Annotated in this window: 15 protein-coding genes; 7 read left to right on the top strand and 8 right to left on the bottom strand. The window is 74.0% G+C overall.

What is annotated here, in order from left to right:
• Nucleotides 1-138 precede the first annotated feature (138 nt).
• Nucleotides 139-840, bottom strand: a complete 702-nt coding sequence (locus tag AB0C78_RS35820) for a metal-dependent transcriptional regulator (protein WP_151542213.1) — start codon at nucleotides 838-840, stop codon at nucleotides 139-141.
• 101 nt (nucleotides 841-941) lie between these two features.
• On the opposite strand from AB0C78_RS35820, the gene AB0C78_RS35815 reads away from it, so the two are divergent.
• A complete protein-coding gene (locus tag AB0C78_RS35815; protein WP_360756871.1) occupies nucleotides 942-1,646 on the top strand; it encodes a UdgX family uracil-DNA binding protein in 705 nt (234 codons plus the stop codon).
• Between the two features lie 79 nt (nucleotides 1,647-1,725).
• Here the strand turns inward: AB0C78_RS35815 and AB0C78_RS35810 are convergent, their stop codons facing one another.
• On the bottom strand, nucleotides 1,726-3,177 hold the full coding sequence (locus AB0C78_RS35810; RefSeq protein WP_360756868.1) for an MFS transporter: 1,452 nt from the start codon (nucleotides 3,175-3,177) through the stop codon (nucleotides 1,726-1,728).
• Nucleotides 3,174-3,944: a pyridoxamine 5'-phosphate oxidase gene (pdxH, locus tag AB0C78_RS35805; protein ID WP_360756866.1), complete on the bottom strand. Its 771-nt coding sequence runs from the start codon at nucleotides 3,942-3,944 to the stop codon at nucleotides 3,174-3,176. The genes AB0C78_RS35810 and pdxH overlap by 4 nt, the downstream gene beginning before the upstream one ends.
• A gap of 92 nt (nucleotides 3,945-4,036) precedes the next feature.
• Here pdxH and AB0C78_RS35800 point away from each other — a divergent pair, with 92 nt between their 5' ends.
• Entirely contained in the window at nucleotides 4,037-5,146 is a 1,110-nt protein-coding gene (locus AB0C78_RS35800; RefSeq protein WP_360756863.1) for a citrate synthase 2, read from the top strand.
• A 140-nt stretch (nucleotides 5,147-5,286) separates the two neighbouring features.
• Here the strand turns inward: AB0C78_RS35800 and AB0C78_RS35795 are convergent, their stop codons facing one another.
• Nucleotides 5,287-8,178 carry an ABC transporter substrate-binding protein gene (locus AB0C78_RS35795; RefSeq protein WP_360756861.1) on the bottom strand — a complete coding sequence of 964 codons (2,892 nt, stop codon included), beginning with the start codon at nucleotides 8,176-8,178 and terminating at the stop codon, nucleotides 5,287-5,289.
• 207 nt (nucleotides 8,179-8,385) lie between these two features.
• Here AB0C78_RS35795 and AB0C78_RS35790 point away from each other — a divergent pair, with 207 nt between their 5' ends.
• Nucleotides 8,386-8,721, top strand: coding sequence for a hypothetical protein (locus tag AB0C78_RS35790; protein WP_360756859.1), 336 nt, complete (start codon nucleotides 8,386-8,388; stop codon nucleotides 8,719-8,721).
• A 10-nt stretch (nucleotides 8,722-8,731) separates the two neighbouring features.
• Nucleotides 8,732-9,868, top strand: a complete 1,137-nt coding sequence (gene serC / locus AB0C78_RS35785) for a phosphoserine transaminase (RefSeq protein ID WP_360756856.1) — start codon at nucleotides 8,732-8,734, stop codon at nucleotides 9,866-9,868.
• A 36-nt stretch (nucleotides 9,869-9,904) separates the two neighbouring features.
• Here serC and AB0C78_RS35780 read toward each other — a convergent pair whose 3' ends face one another.
• A complete protein-coding gene (locus tag AB0C78_RS35780; protein ID WP_360756923.1) occupies nucleotides 9,905-10,777 on the bottom strand; it encodes a hypothetical protein in 873 nt (290 codons plus the stop codon).
• Nucleotides 10,778-11,017: 240 nt separating this feature from the next.
• Between AB0C78_RS35780 and AB0C78_RS35775 the strand changes: the two genes are divergently transcribed.
• Both AB0C78_RS35775 and AB0C78_RS35770 read left to right on the top strand, forming a co-directional pair.
• Complete coding sequence (locus AB0C78_RS35775; RefSeq protein ID WP_360756853.1) at nucleotides 11,018-12,055, top strand: hypothetical protein; 1,038 nt, start codon at nucleotides 11,018-11,020, stop codon at nucleotides 12,053-12,055.
• Nucleotides 12,056-12,437: 382 nt separating this feature from the next.
• Nucleotides 12,438-14,615 (top strand): hypothetical protein, encoded by a 2,178-nt coding sequence (locus AB0C78_RS35770; protein WP_360756850.1) that lies wholly within the window; start codon nucleotides 12,438-12,440, stop codon nucleotides 14,613-14,615.
• On the opposite strand, the gene thpR is transcribed toward AB0C78_RS35770, so the two are convergent.
• The 3 genes from thpR to AB0C78_RS35755 form a co-directional block, all read right to left on the bottom strand.
• Entirely contained in the window at nucleotides 14,552-15,175 is a 624-nt protein-coding gene (gene thpR, locus AB0C78_RS35765) for an RNA 2',3'-cyclic phosphodiesterase (protein ID WP_151547085.1), read from the bottom strand. The genes AB0C78_RS35770 and thpR overlap by 64 nt on opposite strands.
• Before the next feature lie 180 nt (nucleotides 15,176-15,355).
• Nucleotides 15,356-16,597 (bottom strand): MFS transporter, encoded by a 1,242-nt coding sequence (locus tag AB0C78_RS35760; protein ID WP_360756921.1) that lies wholly within the window; start codon nucleotides 16,595-16,597, stop codon nucleotides 15,356-15,358.
• Nucleotides 16,598-17,198: 601 nt separating this feature from the next.
• Nucleotides 17,199-17,666 (bottom strand): MarR family transcriptional regulator, encoded by a 468-nt coding sequence (locus AB0C78_RS35755; RefSeq protein ID WP_360756847.1) that lies wholly within the window; start codon nucleotides 17,664-17,666, stop codon nucleotides 17,199-17,201.
• Between the two features lie 109 nt (nucleotides 17,667-17,775).
• Between AB0C78_RS35755 and AB0C78_RS35750 the strand changes: the two genes are divergently transcribed.
• A complete protein-coding gene (locus tag AB0C78_RS35750) occupies nucleotides 17,776-18,339 on the top strand; it encodes a TetR-like C-terminal domain-containing protein (RefSeq protein ID WP_360756845.1) in 564 nt (187 codons plus the stop codon).
• Nucleotides 18,340-18,348: the final 9 nt, after the last annotated feature.

The raw sequence follows: 18,348 nt of genomic DNA, 5'->3' as shown, positions 1-18,348 counted from the left end.
GGCGCGGTCCTCGTACGTGTTTGCCTCGTCGTATTGAACGACGAACCCGCCACCGGGATACGCCCGAACGGCGCGATGGTATGGAGATCTTCGGTATAGACCGTCGCGGCGGGGGCGGGGGGCGGCACGCCGACCGTGTCAGCGCCTGCTGACGAAGACGTGCTCGGCGATGTCGCGCGGCAGTTCCGTCGCAGCACCGTCGGCCTCGTCGTCACAGGTCACCCGCACCCCGTCATCGGTCGCCCGGAGAGTCACCTCTCGTCCCGGTTGTATCCCTATTTGCTTGAGTCTAAGCATCAGGTCGCTGTCCATCTGCACCTGCTCGCTGATCCGCCGGACGACGGCGGCGGCGCCGGACGCGCTCGCGACCGCGGTCATCACCGACAGCGGCGCGGCGGCCGCGTCGTCGCCGTGCCCGCCGAGCTCGTCCAGGCCGGGGATCGGGTTGCCGTGCGGGCAGGTGGTCGGGTTGTCCAGCAGCGCGACCAGCCGCCGCTCGACCTCCTCCGACATCACGTGCTCCCACCGGCACGCCTCGATGTGGACGTCCTCCCAGGGCAGCCCGATGACGTTGACCAGCAGGCACTCGGCGAGCCTGTGCTTGCGCATCACGCGGGTGGCCAGGCCGCGGCCGCTGTCGGTCAGCTCGAGGTGCCGATCGCCCTCGACCCGCAGCAGCCCGTCGCGTTCCATCCGCGCGACCGTCTGGCTCACCGTCGGGCCGCTCTGGGAGAGCCGCTCGGCGATGCGCGCGCGGAGGGGGATGATCCCCTCCTCTTCGAGCTCGAACACCGTCCGGAGATACATCTCCGTGGTATCGATCAGGCCGTGTGAGGTCACAGCTCCCTCCAGTCTTATGGCCTTGAAGTCTACTTGCTATGGGTCCCCCGCCGCCGGGCCCCGCGAATATCCCGCGGGCAGCGGGTACGGGGAAACGCGAGATGAACGCGAAAACTTCCCAGGACGCAGAGCCGTTCCTCCCGGACTCCCCCGCGGAGCGCTCCGATCTCGGCGCGCTGCGCCGTGCGGCGGAGGGCTGCCGCGGCTGCGGCCTCTACGAGAACGCGACGCAGACGGTGTTCGGCGAGGGCTCCGCCGGCGGACGCGTGGTGCTGGTCGGCGAGCAGCCGGGCGACCAGGAGGACCGCAAGGGCCACCCGTTCGTCGGCCCGGCCGGACGCGTCCTCGACCAGGCCCTGGAGGAGGCGGGGATCGAGCGCGGCGACGTGTACGTCACCAACGCCGTCAAGCACTTCAAGTTCAAGCGCCAAGCGGGCGGGAAGCGGCGGATCCACGAGACGCCGAACGCGGGCGAGATGCGCGCGTGCCGTCCCTGGCTGCTGGCCGAGCTCCGGACCCTGGACCCGGACGTCGTCGTCGTGCTCGGCGCGACGGCCGGGAAGGCGCTGCTGGGCTCGTCGTTCCGGGTGACGAGGCTGCGCGGGCGGCTGCTCGCCCTGCCCGACCTGGAGACGATCGGCACCCCGGCCGCCGGGCGGGAGATCGACGAGACTCCGCCGGGCGAGGCGGACGCCCAGGTCGTCGCGACGATCCACCCGTCGGCCGTGCTGCGCGCCGAGGACCGCGACGCCATGTACGCCGGCCTCGTCGACGACCTCAAGGTCGCCGCCCAGGCCCTCCGCTGACCAAGCCTCCCGCTGGTCAGGCCGCCCGCTGGTCAGGCCGCCCGCTGGTCAGGCCGCCCGCTGATCGGCCGCCCGCTGGTCAGGCCGTCGGGACGGTCTCGGCGGTTCTCGTGTCGTAGCGCAGGAGCGCCGGGACGAGGAAGGCGACCGCGACGACCAGGACCGCGCAGGCGATGCCGCCGCCGACCCACGACGCGGTGGCGCCGGCGACGCTCGCGACCGCGCCCGCCCGCACGTCGCCGAGGCGGGGACCGCCCGCGACGACGACGGTGAACACGCCCTGGAGGCGGCCGCGCATCTCGTCGGGGGCGTACGTCTGGAGCATCGTCTGCCGGAACACCGACGACACCAGGTCGGCGCCGCCGCCGACGGCGAGCAGCAGCACCGCGAGCCACAGCTGGTGCGCGAGGCCCGCGGCGGCCACGGCGAGGCCCCACACCACGATGGAGACGACGAGGGCGATGCCCTGCCGGTGCACGCGGCCGATCCAGCCGGAGATCAGCCCGCCGAGGAACGCGCCGATCGCGATCGCCGCGAACAGGTAGCCGACCGCGCCCTCGCCGCCGAACCGGGTCTCGGCCAGCTCCGGGAACAGCGCGCGCGGCATCGCGATCCCCATCGCGATGATGTCGACGACGAACGACATCAGCAGCACCGGCTGGGTGCCGAGGTAGCGCAGCCCGTCGATCACCGACCGGAGGCCGGGCGAGCCCGCGACGTCGCCGAGCGGCGGGATCGACGGCAGCCGCAGCGCCGCCCACAGCCCGACGGTGAACAGCGCCGCGTCCATCCCGTAGGCGGCGCCGTAGCTCCAGCGGGCCAGGATGACGCCGGCGAACAGCGGCCCGGCGAGCATCCCGACCTGGCTGGCGGTGAAGTTCAGCGTGTTGGCGGCCGGGACGAGCGGCTTGTCCACCAGCCGCGGGATGATCGCGCTGCGGGTCGGCGAGGACACCGCGAACCCGGTCGCCTGCACCGCCACCACCACCATGATCAGCAGGAGGCTGTCCAGGTGCAGCAGCGCCTGGACGAGCAGCAGCAGCGTGGCGCCCCACATCACGCAGGACGACGAGAACAGCAGCTTGCGCCGGTCCATGTGGTCGGCGACCGCGCCGCCCCACAGCCCGAACACGATCAGCGGGACGAGGTTGACGAGCCCGAGCACGCCGACCCAGAACGACGACCCGGTCATGTCGTAGACCTGGACGGGCACCGCGACCGCGGTGACCTGGAAGCCGACGAACGACACGCCCTGCCCGAGCCACAGCCGCCGGTACGGGGGGTGGCCGAGCGGGCGGGTGTCGATCGCGAGCCGCCGGACCAGGCCGCGGCGGCTCCGCGCGGCCGGCCGGGAGCCGGGGGCCTCGCCTTTCTCGGGTTCCTCGAGTTTTTCGGGGCACTCGGGGCGCTCGGGTTTCGCTCGTCCGGGCGGATTCTCGGGCTCGTCGGCGGCGGCGTCCGCGGCGTCCGGGGCGGTCTCTCCGGGGGTGTCAGGAGCGTAGGCGGGGGATGGCTGCTGTTCCGGTGTCACGGAGACAGTCTCTCCGTCACCCACTGACCGGCCGCGCCCGGGTCCGCGTCGAGCGGGCGGCCCTGATCGTCCAGCGCCGTCCGCCGGTACCGGATGCGGTCGTGCAGCCGGTCGCGCCTGCCCTGCCAGAACTCGATGCTCTCCGGGACGACCCGGAACCCGCCCCAGAAGTCCGGCAATGGCACCGCGTCGCCCTCCGCGACCGCGTCGCCGCCCGGCGTCGCGGCCGGATCCGGCCACCGCTCGGCCAGCTCCGCGAACCGCCGCTCCAGCGCCGCGCGGTCGGAGATGACGCCCGACTGGTGCTCGCTCGCCCACGCGCCGAGCCGCGACCCGTACGGCCGGGTCCGGAAGTACGCCTCCGACTCGTCCGGCGGCAGCCGGAACACCGGGCCGGCGACGCGCACCTGCCGGTGCATCGCGTGCCACGGGAACACGAGCGCCGCGCGCGGGTTCTCCGCCAGGTCGCGGCCCTTGGCGGAGGTGAAGTTGGTGAAGAAGCGGAACCCGTGCGGCCCGTACCCCTTCAGCAGCACCGTCCGGGCGCTCGGGACGCCGTCCGCGGACGCCGTGGCCAGCACCATCGCGTTCGGCTCCGGGAGCCCGAAGGCGTGCACGTCGGCGAACCACGCGGCGAACAGCGCGAGCGGATCGGCGGGGACGGCCGCCTCGGCCAATTCGCCCCCCTCGTAGGATCTGCGGAGCCGTGCGGGGTCGGGCGTTGGGGAATCCACAGCGTCTGAGCCTCTCACCTGGGGTTTGTGCATCTCACATGGACCTGGGTACTGGTCAGTAAGGCGGACAGGGTTCAATGGCACGGCACCGCCTTATCACTCTTGGGGACGAAAGGCAGGACGACATGTCCGACTTCAAACCCGGTCTTGAGGGGGTCGTCGCCTTCGAGACCGAGATCGCCGAACCGGACAAGGAGGGCGGCGCCCTCCGGTACCGGGGCGTCGACATCGAGGAGCTCGTCGGCCGCGTCTCCTTCGGCGACGCCTGGGGCCTGCTGGTCGACGACAGCTTCGACCCGGGCCTCGCCCCCGCCGACCCGCACGTCCTGCCGGTCACCTCCGGCGACGTCCGGGTGGACGTGCAGAGCGCGCTCCCCACCCTCGCCCCCGCGTACGGGATGAAGCCGCTGCTCGACATCTCCGACGAGCAGGCCCGCGCCGACCTCGCCCGGGTGTCGGTGACGGCGCTGTCGTTCGTCGCCCAGTCGGCGCGCGGCATCGGCGTCCCGATGGTGCCGCAGAGCCGCATCGACGAGGCCGCGACGATCACCGAGCGGTTCATGGTCCGCTGGCGCGGTGAGCCCGACCCGAAGCACGTCCGGGCCATCGACGCGTACTGGGTCTCCGCCGCCGAGCACGGCATGAACGCCTCGACCTTCACCGCCCGCGTCATCGCCTCCACCGGCGCGGACGTCGCGGCGAGCATCTCCGGCGCGATCGGCGCCATGTCGGGACCGCTGCACGGCGGCGCCCCGGCCCGCGTCCTGCCGATGATCGAGAAGGTCGAGCAGCTCGGCGACGCCCGCAAGGTCGTCACCGACATCCTCGACTCCGGCGACCGGCTGATGGGCTTCGGCCACCGCGTGTACCGCGCCGAGGACCCGCGCGCCCGGGTGCTGCGCCGCACCGCCAAGGAGCTGGACGCGCCGCGCTTCGAGGCCGCGAAGGCCCTGGAGGACGCCGCCCTCGCCGAGCTGCGCGAGCGCCGCCCGGACCGGCCGATCGAGACGAACGTGGAGTTCTGGGCCGCGGTCATCCTGGACTTCGCCGAGGTCCCGACCGCGATGATGCCCGCGATGTTCACCTGCGGCCGGACCGCCGGGTGGGCCGCGCACATCCTGGAGCAGAAGCGCACCGGCCGCCTCGTCCGGCCGAGCGCCCGGTACGTCGGGCCGGGCACCCGGTCGATCGACGACGTGGCCGGAGCGGCGGAGGTCCTCAAGCGCAGTGCTTGACAGCACGGCCGGCCGACGCGCCGGCTCCCGCCCCCGCTGAACGCGCCTGAGGCCCCCGGTTCGCACGGAACCGGGGGCCTTCGTGCGCCCTCGCCCGGGCCGCTCCCGGGGCGGTGTCAGCGGGACGTCCCGGGGCGGTGTCAGCGGGACGGCTCGGACGGCGTGCCGTCGCCCGCCGGGCAGTCGGCGCGGGCCTGGTGGCCGGTGACGAGGCGGCCGCAGACCTCCTTGACCTCGACGGCGCCGCCCGCGCGGACGGTCGCGAGCAGCACGGGCTTGTCCTCCACCACGTGGCCGTCGTCGCGCCCGGTGAACTGCAGGACGCCGCTCGCGCCGTTCCACAGCGGGCCCTCGCCCGGGTCGTCGAGCGCCGCGAACACGCCGCCCGCGGTCGGCGGCGCCGCCTGCGCGGTGAAGACCTGCCCCGCGACGAACCCGATCACCGAGGCGGCGTCGTAGCTGACGGCGGCGCGGGTCTCCGACGGCCGCAGGTCGCGCGGCGCGTTCCTCCCGATGATCGAGTCGACGGCGCCCGGGTAGGCGTTGAAGAACACGTTGCGGCGGTCGCCGACCCACGCGTCCGTCCACGCCTCGTGCGCGGCGAGCGGCATGTAGAACAGCCGGAACGTGGCGACCTTGCCGATCTGCGGGGCGTTGTCGCTGACGTACTTGGCGATCTCGTCGTCGGCGAGGACGATCTGCCCGCTGGGGCAGGTGTGCTGGAGGACGTTGGTGAAGGTGCGGAACTCGTCCGACCGGCCCGCGTAGTAGAACAGGTCCGGCGGCTTCTGGCACAGCTCGTGGACGGTTTTGCCGAGGTTCCCCGGGCTGTCGTAGTCGCGGACGACGACCTGCCCGTCCTTCACGTAGCCGGTGAAGGAGCTCTTGAAGGACGAGGCGAGGTCCCTGCTGTACAGGTCGTGCGGGTCGGCGTTGTAGATGACGTCCACGGTGCGGGCGCGCTTGCCGCCGACCTGGCCGTGGCTCGCCCAGTAGGCGGCGTGCTGCGCCAGCCGCCGGTTGGGCGGCGCGAGGCGGAAGTAGTACGGGGAGAAGCCCGCGTCGTGGTCGAGCATCCCCGTCTCGTTGTAGCTGTTGGCGGTGCCGACCATCGGCAGCGCCGACTTCGACAGCACCTTGATCGCGTCCTGCGTCTCGGCGCGGCTCTGCTCGAACCCGACGACCGCGACGACGGACCGGTCCTTCAGCGCGAGCCCGCGGATCTGCTCGGCGACCTGCCGGGCGTGCTGGAACCGGGCGCCCGCGTTCGCGACGAGCACCCGCATCCGCAGGCTCTGGCTGGCCGCGTTGAACTCCTCCTGCGCCATGGCGAGGCCGACCAGCTCGCCCTCCGCGCCCGCGAGCAGGTCGAGCTGCCGGTTCTGGATGGCGGGGTCGGCGGTGATCGGCCCGAGGTAGACGATCGTCGCGTGCGGCTTGCCGGACCGCGCGACCGCGTCGTTCTGCTTCTTCAGCCGCCCGAGCACCGACGACAGCCGGTTGTCGTTGTTCTCGCCGTCGCTGGCCTCGCCGAACTTGAACGACCCGTCGGTGATCCCTATGCACTCGCCGGACGCCGTCCGCTTGATGCCGAACGGCGAGCAGTACCGGTCCACCTGGACGGAGATGACGGTGATCGACGCGGCGGCGACCGCGACCATCACGATCCACGGCAGCGCGGGATGCGTCAGCCGCGGGCGCCGCCGTACCGGCCGGACGGGCGGGATGTCGCCGCCGGGGTCGCGGGTGATGTCGACGCGCAGCTCCCGCCGCGACCCGAGGACGCCCACACGCCGCTGTTCGCGCCAGTACCGGTCCCACAGCGCGCGCGCCGCGAACACGCTCTGCGGCTCCCCCGACCACAGGTCGACGCGGACCGCCTGTGCGAGCCGGTCCACCAGCCGGGGCCCGGACGCGGCGGACGGGCCGTCCTCAGCGGGCGTGGCCGGGTCGACGCCCGCGGTGACGACCAGCGGATCGAAGCCCGGCAGCGCCGCGCCGTCGCCGCTGTCGGCGCGCACGTGCTCGATGTACTCGATCACCCGCACGCCGGGATGCCCGGGCGCCAGATGCTCGAAGATCAGCACCGGGTAGCGGACCCGCGCCCACGCCGCCCGCCGGTAGTCGCGCCGGTAGTTGCGCCGCAGGTCCTCCAGGAACGCGGCGACCAGCAGCAGGTCGAGCTGCTCGGCGTGGTCGTCCGGCTCGACCGGCCGCGGGTCGAACACGTTGAGCGCGAAGCCGAGGAAGCCGGTGGAGTCGCGCTGCAGGTACGGCTGCCCGACGAACCAGCCGAACCGCCGCACCCCGTACCAGCCGCGCGTCCGCGCGACGATCTGCACCGTCACGAACGCCAGCCCGACCACGGCCGCCAGCACCGCGGACGCCAGGTCCAGCGCGGCGGCGGTCCCGGCGCTGATCAGCGCGACGACCGCGACGCCGATCGGCGCGATCTGCTCCAGGAACGACAGGAACGTCGCGGTGCGGCTGCGCGGCTCCTCCAGGTCGCGCAGGACGTCCCGGCCGCGCCGCCGGATCACCCGGTTCAGCTCGCGGCGCCGCGCGTTCTCGTTGTCGCCGACGGGCGGGTGCGTGAGCCGCCGGACGAGCTGGAAGTTCTCCCGCTCCGACGGGGACGCGTACCGGGGCGGCGACTGGTCGCCGGCCAGCCGGATCTCCCGCAGGTCCCGCAGCCACAGCGCCATCTCCAGCAGCGGGAACCGCAGCGCCGGCTCGCCGCGCGCCCGGCTGCTCGGCTGCGACAGCTCCCGCTTCGCCTCGCGCAGCACGCCCGCGACGTCGGTGGCGGGGGTGTCGGCCGCGATGTGCGAGACGGGCGCGCGCTCCTGCTCGCACCGGTTCTTGAGCATCTCCGCGACGTGCGCGGCGGGTCCCGCCGGGCCGAGCAGCAGGAGCAGCGGCCGCAGCCGCTCCCGCCAGCGCCACGGCGGCCGCTCCCGCAGCCGTTCGAACAGGTCGAGCACTCCGCGCAGCCGATCCTCCGACAGGATCCGGTCGCCGTCGCCCGGCATGGAAAACCCCTCGCTCTCGCGCTCGTCCCCCGGCGGCTCCTCGTCCCGGCGCGCGCCTCCCGCGCGCCCCCTTCGAGACATTGGACGTCGCGTACAGCGAAATGGATCGAAATTTTCCGAGATCCGACTACGGATCGTGGTAATTCCACCACCGCGGCGGCCCGGTCGGGGTGCCCCGACCTGCACGTGTTTGCCATCATGGGCGTCATGACCGAGGACCCGGACGAGCCGCTGGAAGGCGACATCGGACCCGCCGCCCGCGCCGTCCGCCCCGCGGAGCCGGAGCCCGACCCCGCCGAGGAGATGCGCCGGTACGCGGCGGAGCGCGAGGAACGCCGCCGCCGCACCAACGCCGTCTCCGGCCGCGTCGCCGCCGCCCTCGGCGCCGCGCTGCTCGCGTTCCTCACCTACGACGCCGTCCGCGCCGCCGTCGACGACCACGCCCACGGCCGCGACTGGATCTACCCGCCGGGGGTCGTCGCCGCTGTCTGCGGAGTGACGCTGGTGGCCCTGCTTACCTGGGTCGTACACCGCACCAAGTAGCCTTCTGCGAGTGACCGAAAGCGCGAATCCAGCCATAGCCATTCCCGCCGACATCAAGCCCGCCGACGGCCGCTTCGGATGCGGGCCGTCCAAGGTCCGCCCCGAGCAGCTCGCCGCGCTCGCCGAGTCCGGCTCGACGTACATGGGCACCTCGCACCGGCAGAAGCCGGTCAAGTCCCTGGTCGGCCGGGTCCGCGAGGGCCTGGCGCAGCTGTTCTCCCTCCCCGAGGGCTACGAGGTGCTGCTCAGCAACGGCGGCACCACCGCGTTCTGGGACGCCGCCGCGTTCGGCCTCGTCCGGCAGCGCTCGCAGCACTTGGCGTTCGGTGAGTTCTCCAGCAAGTTCGCCAAGGTCACCACGGGCGCGCCGTGGCTGGGGGACCCGACGGTCATCGAGAGTCCCGCGGGCCAGCACCCGGAGGCGTCCGCCGAGGAGGACGTCGACGTCTACGCGCTCACCCACAACGAGACCTCGACCGGCGTCGCGATGCCGATCAAGCGTCCCGCCGGCACCACCGCGCGCGACGGGCTCGTCCTGGTGGACGCCACGTCCGGCGCCGGCGGCCTGCCCGTCGACGTCGCCGAGACCGACGTCTACTACTTCGCGCCGCAGAAGTGCTTCGCCGCCGACGGCGGCCTGTGGGTCGCGCTCGCCTCGCCCGCCGCGCTGGAGCGGATCGACGAGATCGCCTCGTCCGACCGGTACGTGCCGGAGTTCTTCAACCTGAAGACCGTCCGGGACAACTCGTCCAAGGACCAGACCTACAACACCCCGGCCGTCGCCACGCTGATCCTGCTCGCCGAGCAGATCGAGTGGATGAACGCGCAGGGCGGCCTGGCCTGGACGACGGCCCGCACCGCCGACTCCTCGCAGCGCCTGTACACCTGGGCCGAGAAGACCTCGTACACGACGCCGTTCGTGACCGACCCGGCGCAGCGCTCGCAGGTCGTCGGCACGATCGACTTCAACGACGACGTCGACGCGGCGGCGGTCGCCAAGGCGCTGCGCGCCAACGGCATCGTCGACACCGAGCCGTACCGCAAGCTCGGCCGCAACCAGCTGCGCATCGGCATGTTCCCGGCGATCGACCCGTCCGACGTCGAAGCCCTCACCGTCTGCATCGACTACGTCGTCGAGCGGCTTTAATCCCAGGCTGGGGCCGTCTTCGCGGACGGCCCCGGCTCAGGCCACCGTCACGAGGCCGGGGGTCGCGAGGCGGTGGCGGAGGGTGGACTGGTCGCGGGCGCGGTCGGCCTCGGTGAAGCCCGTCCAGACCCGGTCGTCGTGGTCCACCGGACGCGCCGTCGGGACAAAGGACGCCGCCGCCAGCACCTGCGGCCGGTCGCGGCGCCCCGGCGCCCGCTCCGTCCCGACCCGCATGTACGTGCCCTCGCGGAGCATGACGATCGTCACGAACCGGACCCGCGTGTACCGCTGCACCACCCGGAACCAGCGCGGGTTCGACGCCCAGTAGATGTTCTGCTCGGAGTCGACGGCGACGGCGAGCGGGCTCAGCGCGGCCCGCGCCAGATGCACCTGGCCAGGGCGGTCGCGGTCGGCCCAGGCCAGCGCGGCCCGTCCGACCAGCGCCTCCAGCGCTCCGGTGACGCAGGACGAGCCGCGCCGCCCGGCGAGCAGCTGGAAGATCGCCTCGCTGTCCGTCCCGCCGGACGGGGCGGGCAGCGCGAACCGCGCCCGCAGCGCCGCGGCGTCGACGTCGCCGTTGTGCGTCCCGACGATCCCGGCGGCCCCGGGGGCGCCGACCAGCATCGGGCTCGCGTTCGCCGGCTCCGCCGGGGACCCCTGCGTCGCCCAGCGGGTGTGGCCCAGCGCGACCGGCGCCCGGTCCAGCTCGGCGAGCAGCTCGGCGCGCCAGACGGCGGAGAACCGGCCGCGGCCCTTCACCACCCGGCAGCCGTCGTGCCCGAGCCCCGGCCAGCCGCCGAGCAGCGCCACGCCCGCCGCGTCCGTGCCGCGCTCCTCGGCGAGCGCCCCCAGCGTCACGAACACGTCCGACGCCCGTCCCGGATCGTCGGCGAAGGGCGAGCGGACCACCCCGAACAAACCGCACATGCCAGATGAGATGCAGATCATCGCCGTCCGGTTCGCGCCGTGCGCGGGGCCGCATAAGCTCAATGCGTGAACCGCGCGCCCCAATGGCTGCTCCCCACCGTGCTGACCGCGCTGATCCTGGCCGTGGTCGTCGGCGCGCTGCTGCGTTGACCGCCGGTGCGGGCCCGGCCCGCGGGGCGCGTCGTATGATCGACCGGGCGGGGGAACGGGGTTGATCGCGAGATGTCAGTGGGTCCGTCCGCCCCGCGCGCCCTGGCCGGGGGCGCCGCAGCGGTGGCGCTCGGCGCCGCCGCGACCGCCTGCTGGGCCCCGCCCGCGGCGGCCGGCACCGCGGCCGGCGACACCACCGCCTTCACGATCCGGGACCCGCGGATCACCGAGTCCAGCGGGCTCGCGGCGAGCACGGCGCACCCCGGCATCGTCTACACCCACAACGACTCCGGCGGCGTCCCCAAGATCTACGCGCTGGGCCCGGACGGGAAGGTGCGGGCCGTGCTGACGCTCGGCGGCGCGTCCGCGCGGGACTGGGAGGCGATGGCGCTCGGCAAGGACGAGCGGGGCCGTCCCGCGATCTACATGGGCGACATCGGCGACAACCTCGGCGGCGCCTGGCCGTACGTCACCGTCTACCGGATCCCCGAGCCCGCGCAGATGCGCAGCCAGACCATCCGCGCCACCGCGTTCAGGATCAAGTACGCGGACGGGCCGCGCAACGCCGAGACCCTCATGGTCAATCCGCGCACGAACCGGCTGTACATCGCCAGCAAGCTGTTCGGCGGCGCGGTCTACGAGGCGCCGAAGCGCCTGCGGACGTCCGGCTACAACGTCATGCACAAGATCGGCAAGGCGCCCGCGATCGCGACGGACGGGGCGTTCTCCCCCGACGGCCGCACCTGCGTCATCCGCACCTACTTCGGCGCCCGCATGTACGCCGTGAAGCCGGACGGAAGCCCCGGCAAGTCGCTCGGCTCGGTGTCGCTGCCGTTCCAGCCGCAGGGCGAGTCGATCACCTACACGCCCGACGGCAGGTACTTCCTCGCCGGGTCCGAAGGCGAGAACCAGCCCGTCTACAAGGTCCCCGTGCCGGGCGCGGCCGAGCCGTCCGCCTCGCCACCGGCGTCCGCGAAGGCCGCGGAGAAGACCGGTAAGGACAACGCCGACCAGGGCCACCGCGACGCCGGCGGCGTCCGGACGGGCCTGTTCGTCGCCCTCGCGATCGCCGCCCTCGTCGGCTACGGCCTGTTCCGGAGACGCGGATGACCGGTGCGACCTCCGCGACCGGTGCGGCGGGAGCGGCCGTCCGGGACCTGACCGTCCGGACACGGTCTGCTCCGCGAACCCCCGAACGTCTGCGAACCCGCCGCCGCGCTTGCGAGAATCCGAACGCGAAGCGAGCCGAAGCGTCCCCCACGTTCGCCCAGTTGCCCGCCGAAGGAGGGCGCCGCATGCCCCAGGGTGACACCCCCTCCGCCCGAACCCCCCGCAACCCCCGGGTGACCAGGACCATCGTCAGTGGCCCGAACCCCGGCCCGCGCGGACCCGAACGTCGCGATCGCGTGCGAAGCCGAGTTCGAGCTTGCGAGAACTCGATCGCGCAGAGAGGCCCCCAGGCGCCCAGCGCCCGACCGCCGAGGGCACTGCAATGAGCACCAACACCGAACTCGTCGGGCTCTCGGGGGTCGGGGGCCGGTGGCGGCCGGTGGCGGCGGGGCCGTTCGCGCTGCTGGCGGTGGCGCTGGCGCTGCTGCCGATCCGGCCGGTGTGGCTGTGGGCGCTGCTGATCGCGGCGGTGTCGGCGTTCCCGTGGGTGCTCGGCGCGGCGCCGGAGGCGCGCCGGCGTCGGCCGCGGCCGTACTGGCGGCTGTCCGCGGCGGGGCTGGAGCGGGTCGGCAAGGGCGAGCTGACGATGGTCCGGTACGAGCGGGACCGCATCGACGGGCTGGCCATCACGACGGGCGACGGCATGCTGACGGTGTTCCACCGGTTCGGGCGGACGGCGGTCGGCGGGCTGACGGCGATGGGCCTGGAGCCGCTGGCGCTGTTCGTGACGGCGCGCCGGCTCGGCATCCCGATGCACGTGCTGGACGGCGAGGCGAGCGACCTGCTCGATCCGGCGCTGGACGAGGCGCTGCGGCACCAGGGCCCGGACGGGGACGTGCCGGGTCCGGGGTTCTCGGCGCCGGGGCCGCTGCCGCGCGACCACGCGGCGGAGAAGCGGCTGCTGGACCAGGAGGCGGCGCTGCTCGCGGCGGTGCACGAGCCGCCGCGTCCGAAGGGCGAGGCGGCGGGCGCGGCGCCGGAGCGCGGGGAGTTCCGGCTCGACACGCCGGATCCGCTGCCGGGGCGGCGCCGGGTCGCGCTGCTCGGCACGCTCACCGGCGTGCTGGGCGCGGTCATGATCGTGCGGATCGCGGTGCAGGGCGCGGGCGGGTTCGAGGCGCGGCTGGCCGCGGGCTGCTGGGCGCTCGCCGCGATCACCGGGGTGCTGGCGGCGCGACGGCGGCTGCTGCGGGCGGCCCGGGTGCGCTGGACGATCACCGCTGAGCGGCTGCTGGTGCGGGCCCGGCCGGGCCGCCGGCAGTTGCAGGACCTGCCGTCCGGGAAGGTCGCGGCGGTGGTCGTCGGCCCGGGGCTGCGGCTGGATCCGCTGAGCGGGGAGCCGCGCCGGGCGGAGCTGGCGGCGCTGGCGTTCGGGCACCGGCTGGAGCTGGTGGCGCGGCTGCCCGCGCACGGCCTGGACGGCTTCCAGCTCGCGCACGCGCTCGACGACCACGGCTACCACGTGATCACGCCGGGGGCGCGGGCGCCGCGCCGTCCCGAGTACGGCCTGGAGGGGCTGCCGGACATCTTCGCGCAGGTCCCGGGCGGCCGGCTGGTCGTCGCGGACGGCGGCCTCGGCTGGGCGGACGCGGCCGGTGACGTGGTGCTGAAGATGCCGGAGGACCGGATCGGCGGCATCGAGCTGCTGACGATCGCGGGGCACGCGTGGGTGCGGCTGTACGACAGCGACGGCGACGAGTTCTTCGCGGCGCCGCTGTCGGCGCTGCGGATCTCCCGCACGGACCTGCGCGAGTCGGCGCGGAAGGCGGGCCTTCCGGTGAACGACGCGGAGTACGACGCCTACCTCAGCGCGGCGTTCCATTCGGCGATGTCGACGCTGACGGCGCCGGAGCCGGAGACCCGGGCGACGGCACCGCTGTCCGCGCCGGGCGCGGCGTCCGAGAGGTCCGAGGGGCCAGAGGGCGCACGGGACGCGCGGGACGCGTCGCGGGCGTCGGACGGGCTTCCCGGCGAGCCGGACTTCGCGTTCACGGCGCCGGAGCCGCCGAGTCCCGTGACCGCGCCGGGGGCGCTGCTGGACGCCACGCGCCGCTCCCGCGTCGGCACGTACGGGATGAGCGTGCTGCTGTGCGAGGCGGTCGCGCTGATCGGCGCGGTGTGGCTCGGCCCGGACCTCGGCGGGTTCGGCACGACGGCGAGCTGGTCGGTACCGGCCGGGCTGCTGATCGGCCTCGCGGGCTACTGGCTGTACGACCGGAACCGCTCGCAGCTGCGCGTGACGTCCGCCGGGCTGGCCGTGGTGACGCGGCGGGGCCGGGTCGAGTGGGACCTCGCCCGCGACCGCATCGGCGGCGTCGGCATCGACGAGTCGACCGAGCGGCTGCCGCGGCTGGTCGTCTGGGGGCCGTCAGGGCGCGTCCTGCGGCAGGTGACGTTCCCGCCGGACCTGGACGAGCTGCGCCGCGCCTGCGAGCGCTACGGCGTACCCTGGGGCCCGCCGGACGCCGACCGGCCCGCGCCTCCCCCGCCGGAGCTGTAGCGCAGCGACCAGGTCTTCAGCGGCTCGTAGGTCAGCTGGTCGTACTGCTTGCCGGGCAGGTGGCTGCACATCAGCTGGACGGCGTCGGCGGTCCACGAGCCGGTCGCGAACGCCGACAGCGCCTCCATCAGCGGCCGCACGTCCGTCGGCTGCCGGGACCGGGCGAGGGTCATGTGCGGCCGGAACGAGCGGTGCTTGTCGGGCGGGGTCCCGGCGCGGCGCCCGGCGGCGGCGACGGACGCCGCGAGCCGGGCCAGGCCGCGCCGGTCGCCGTACAGGCCCGTCCACAGGACGCGGGCGTGCGCGCCGTTGCTCGGGAATGCCCCGCCGCCGGCGAGCGACAGCGTCATCCGCTCGTGCCGCCGGGCGGCGCGTTCCAGCCGGGGCAGGAGCCGGTCGACGGTGCGGTCGTCGCATTCGCCGAGGAAGGCCAGCGTGACGTGGAGCAGCTCCCGCCGGACCCATTTCAGCTCGGGGACGTCGTCCTTGTGCGGAAGGACGGCCTCCTCGAGCTCGTCCAGGATGTCCGGTGGCGGTACGAGCGCCACGAAGAGCCTCATGGGAACGTCCGGTGAGCCACCACTTCAGCTTTTCAGCAGACGGCACCTGTTGTCACGCGGTTGCGCTGCGCCATCGGCGCCGGTTGGGGCCCGCCGCCCCGGCGCCGTCGGGGCGGCGGGGCGGAGGCCCGGGACGTCAGCGGCCCGCGGCCGGAACGTCAGCGCCCCGCGTCCGGAACGTCAGCGGCCCGCGGCTGGGACGCGCGCCAGCCGGGCCAGTGCGGGCCGGATCGAGCCGCGCGGCGCCGCCAGCGCCGCGACGACGATCGCGGTGGCCATCGAGATCAGGCCGCCGAGCACGATGCTGAGCCGGGGCCCGAAGTGCTCGGCCATCCAGCCGACGGTGGGGGCGCCGAGCGGGTTGGTGCCCATGAAGACGAACATGTAGAGGCCCATCACGCGGCCGCGCATCTCGGGCTGGACGCCGAGCTGCATCGTCGCGTTCGCCGACGTGGTGAAGGTCATCAGCGCGATCCCGGCGGGGACGAGCAGTACCAGGAACGACCAGTACGTGGGGGCGAGCCCCGCGGCGGTCTCCATCACGCCGAACACGACCGCGGCGAGGAGCATCAGCCGCAGCCGGGGCCTGGTCGAGCGGCGGGCGGCGAGCAGCGCGCCGGTCAGCGCGCCGAGCGCCAGCATGCTGGACGCGAGCCCGAACGAGGACGCGCCGCTGTGGAAGACCTCCTTGGCGACCAGCGCGGTCGTCATCTGGAAGTTCATGCCGAACGTCGCGACGAACCCGACCATCACCAGGACGAGGACCAGGTCGCGGCGGCCCCGGACGTACCGCAGCCCCTCGCGGAGCTGGCCCTTGGCGCGCTTGACGGTGCCGGAGTCGTGCAGCTCGCTCTCGCGCATCGCGTACAGGCCGAGCAGGACGGCGCCGAACGACGCGGCGTTCACCAGGAACACCGGGCCGGTGCCGATCACGGCGATCAGCACGCCGGCGACGGCGGGGCCGAGCAGCCGGGCGCCGTTGAAGGTGGCGCTGTTCAGCGCGATCGCGTTCGGCAGGTCGCGCTTGCCGACCATCTCGATCACGAACGACTGGCGGGTCGGGTTGTCGACGACGGTGGCGAGGCCGAGGCCGAACGCCAGCAGGTACACGTGCCAGACCTGGGCCTGGCCGGTGACGGTGAGGACGCCGAGGACCAGCGCGAGCGCGCCCATCGACACCTGCGTCAGCATCAGGACGCGGCGCTTGGGGTAGCGGTCGGCGATCACTCCGCCCCACAGGCCGAACAGCAGGAGCGGCAGGAACTGCAGGCCGGTGGTGATGCCGAGCGCGGTGCCGTTGTTGTGGGCGAGGTCGAGGACGAGCCAGTCCTGCGCGACGCGCTGCATCCAGGTGCCGGTGTTGGAGACGACCTGGCCCATGGCGTACAGGCGGTAGTTCCGGGTCCGCAGGGACCGGAACATGCCGCCGGCCCGGGCGTCCTCGGGGGCGTCGTCGTCGGCGCCTTCTGGCGGTTCGACGACGGCGTCGGTCTCCTCGGCGACGACGACGCCTTCGGCGGTTTCCGCGGCCTCGGCGGTGTCGGCGGCCTGGTCGGGGGCCTGGTCGGCGGCCGGTTCGGCGGCCGTTTGGACCGCTCCATCCGGGAGCCCGGCACGCTCGGCGTGCGGCGGCGGCCCGGCGGCGTCCGACCGGCCCGCCGGATGGGCGGTCGCGTGCGGGGCGGCGTGGAGGGGGCGGGAGGGGGTGCGGGGGGCGGGGCGGCGACGGCGCGCGCGGGACGCTACGGGGAGCGCGGCGCCGGAGCGCCCGGCCCGCCCGGAGCGCGCCCCGCGCGCCGGGGCACCGTCCGGTTCATCGTGTCCATCGTTAGCAGAAGTCATTATCAAGGCTAACGATAATCGCGCGACCGCTATTCCGGCAACCGCGCGGCGCCACGGCACCGGAACCGGCCGCACGGAACCGGCCGCAGGAACCGGCCGCAGGAACCGGCCGCACGGAACGGGCCGCACGGCCGGGCAGGGTCAGGGGCGTCCGGGCGAGGTCAGGGGCGTCCGGGCGGGGTCAGGAGCGGCTGAGCTTGTCGATGATCGGGGCGGCCCGGCGCAGGATCTCGCGCTCGGCCTCGGTCAGCTCGCCGAGCCGGGTGGACAGCCACGCCTCCTTGCGGCGCCGCTCGGCGCGCAGCAGCGACGAGCCGTCCTCGGTGGCGTTCAGCACCACCTGCCGCCCGTCGGTCGGGTGCGGGTTGCGCACCACCAGCCCGCGGGCCTCCAGGTAGGCGATGACGCGCGTCATCGACGGCGGCTGCACCTTCTCGTGGTCGGCCAGCTCGCGGGGCGTCATGGAGCCGTGCCGCTCGATGGCGGCGAGCGCCGCGAACTGGGTGAGCGACAGCGGGTTCGGCCCGCCGTCAGGCGCCGGCGGCCGCAGGTGCCGGAGCCGGCGCGACAGCCGCGCGATCGAGATGCGCAGCTCCTCGGCCAGCCCCGGGGGCGAGGCGGTCCGGCCGCCGGTCGGTGGCGTTGTCATCGTCATCGTTCTCCCGTGCTGGTGACCCATGCTGCCACGCCCGCTCCTTGACACGTTCAGCTAACCCTATTAGCTTTTTGGCTATTAAGTAGTCGAAGAAAGGATCGGGATGCCGCGCGCGGGCCTCACGCCGGACGCGGTGGTGGACGCCGCCATCGCCGTCGTGGACGCCGGCGGACCCGGCGCCCTCACGCTCGCCGCGGTCGCCGGAAGGGCCGGGGTCGCGACCCCCTCCCTCTACAAGCATGTCCGCAACCTGGCCGAGTTGCGACAACTGGTGACCGCGAGAATCCTCGACGAGCTGGCCGACCGCCTCGGGACCGCCGCCATGGGACGCTCCCGGGACGACGCCGTGGCGGCGGTGATGCGCGCCTACCGCGGCTACGTCGTGGAGCACCCTAGCCGCTACGCGTCCATGGAGCAGTCCGCCGACGACGTGCGTTTCAGCGAGGCGGCGGCCGAACGGCTCCTCGGCGTCATCTTCGCCGCCCTCCGCGGCTACGGCCTGGACGGCCCGGACCTCGTCCACGCGACCCGCTGCCTGCGCTCCGCCGTGCACGGCTTCGCCATCCTGGAGGCGGCGGGCGGCTTCGGCCTCCCGGAGGACCTGGAGGCCAGCTACGAGCGGCTGATCACCCTCTTCACCTCGGGTTTCTCCGGGCCCAGGGTGTGACGTCCCTCT

Origin of the sequence: Actinomadura sp. NPDC048394 (assembly GCF_040651755.1) — a bacterium.
Lineage (GTDB): Bacteria > Actinomycetota > Actinomycetes > Streptosporangiales > Streptosporangiaceae > Spirillospora > Spirillospora montaniterrae.
Note: the sequence above shows the minus strand (reverse complement) of the source record. Positions and strands in the feature narration are given on the sequence as shown.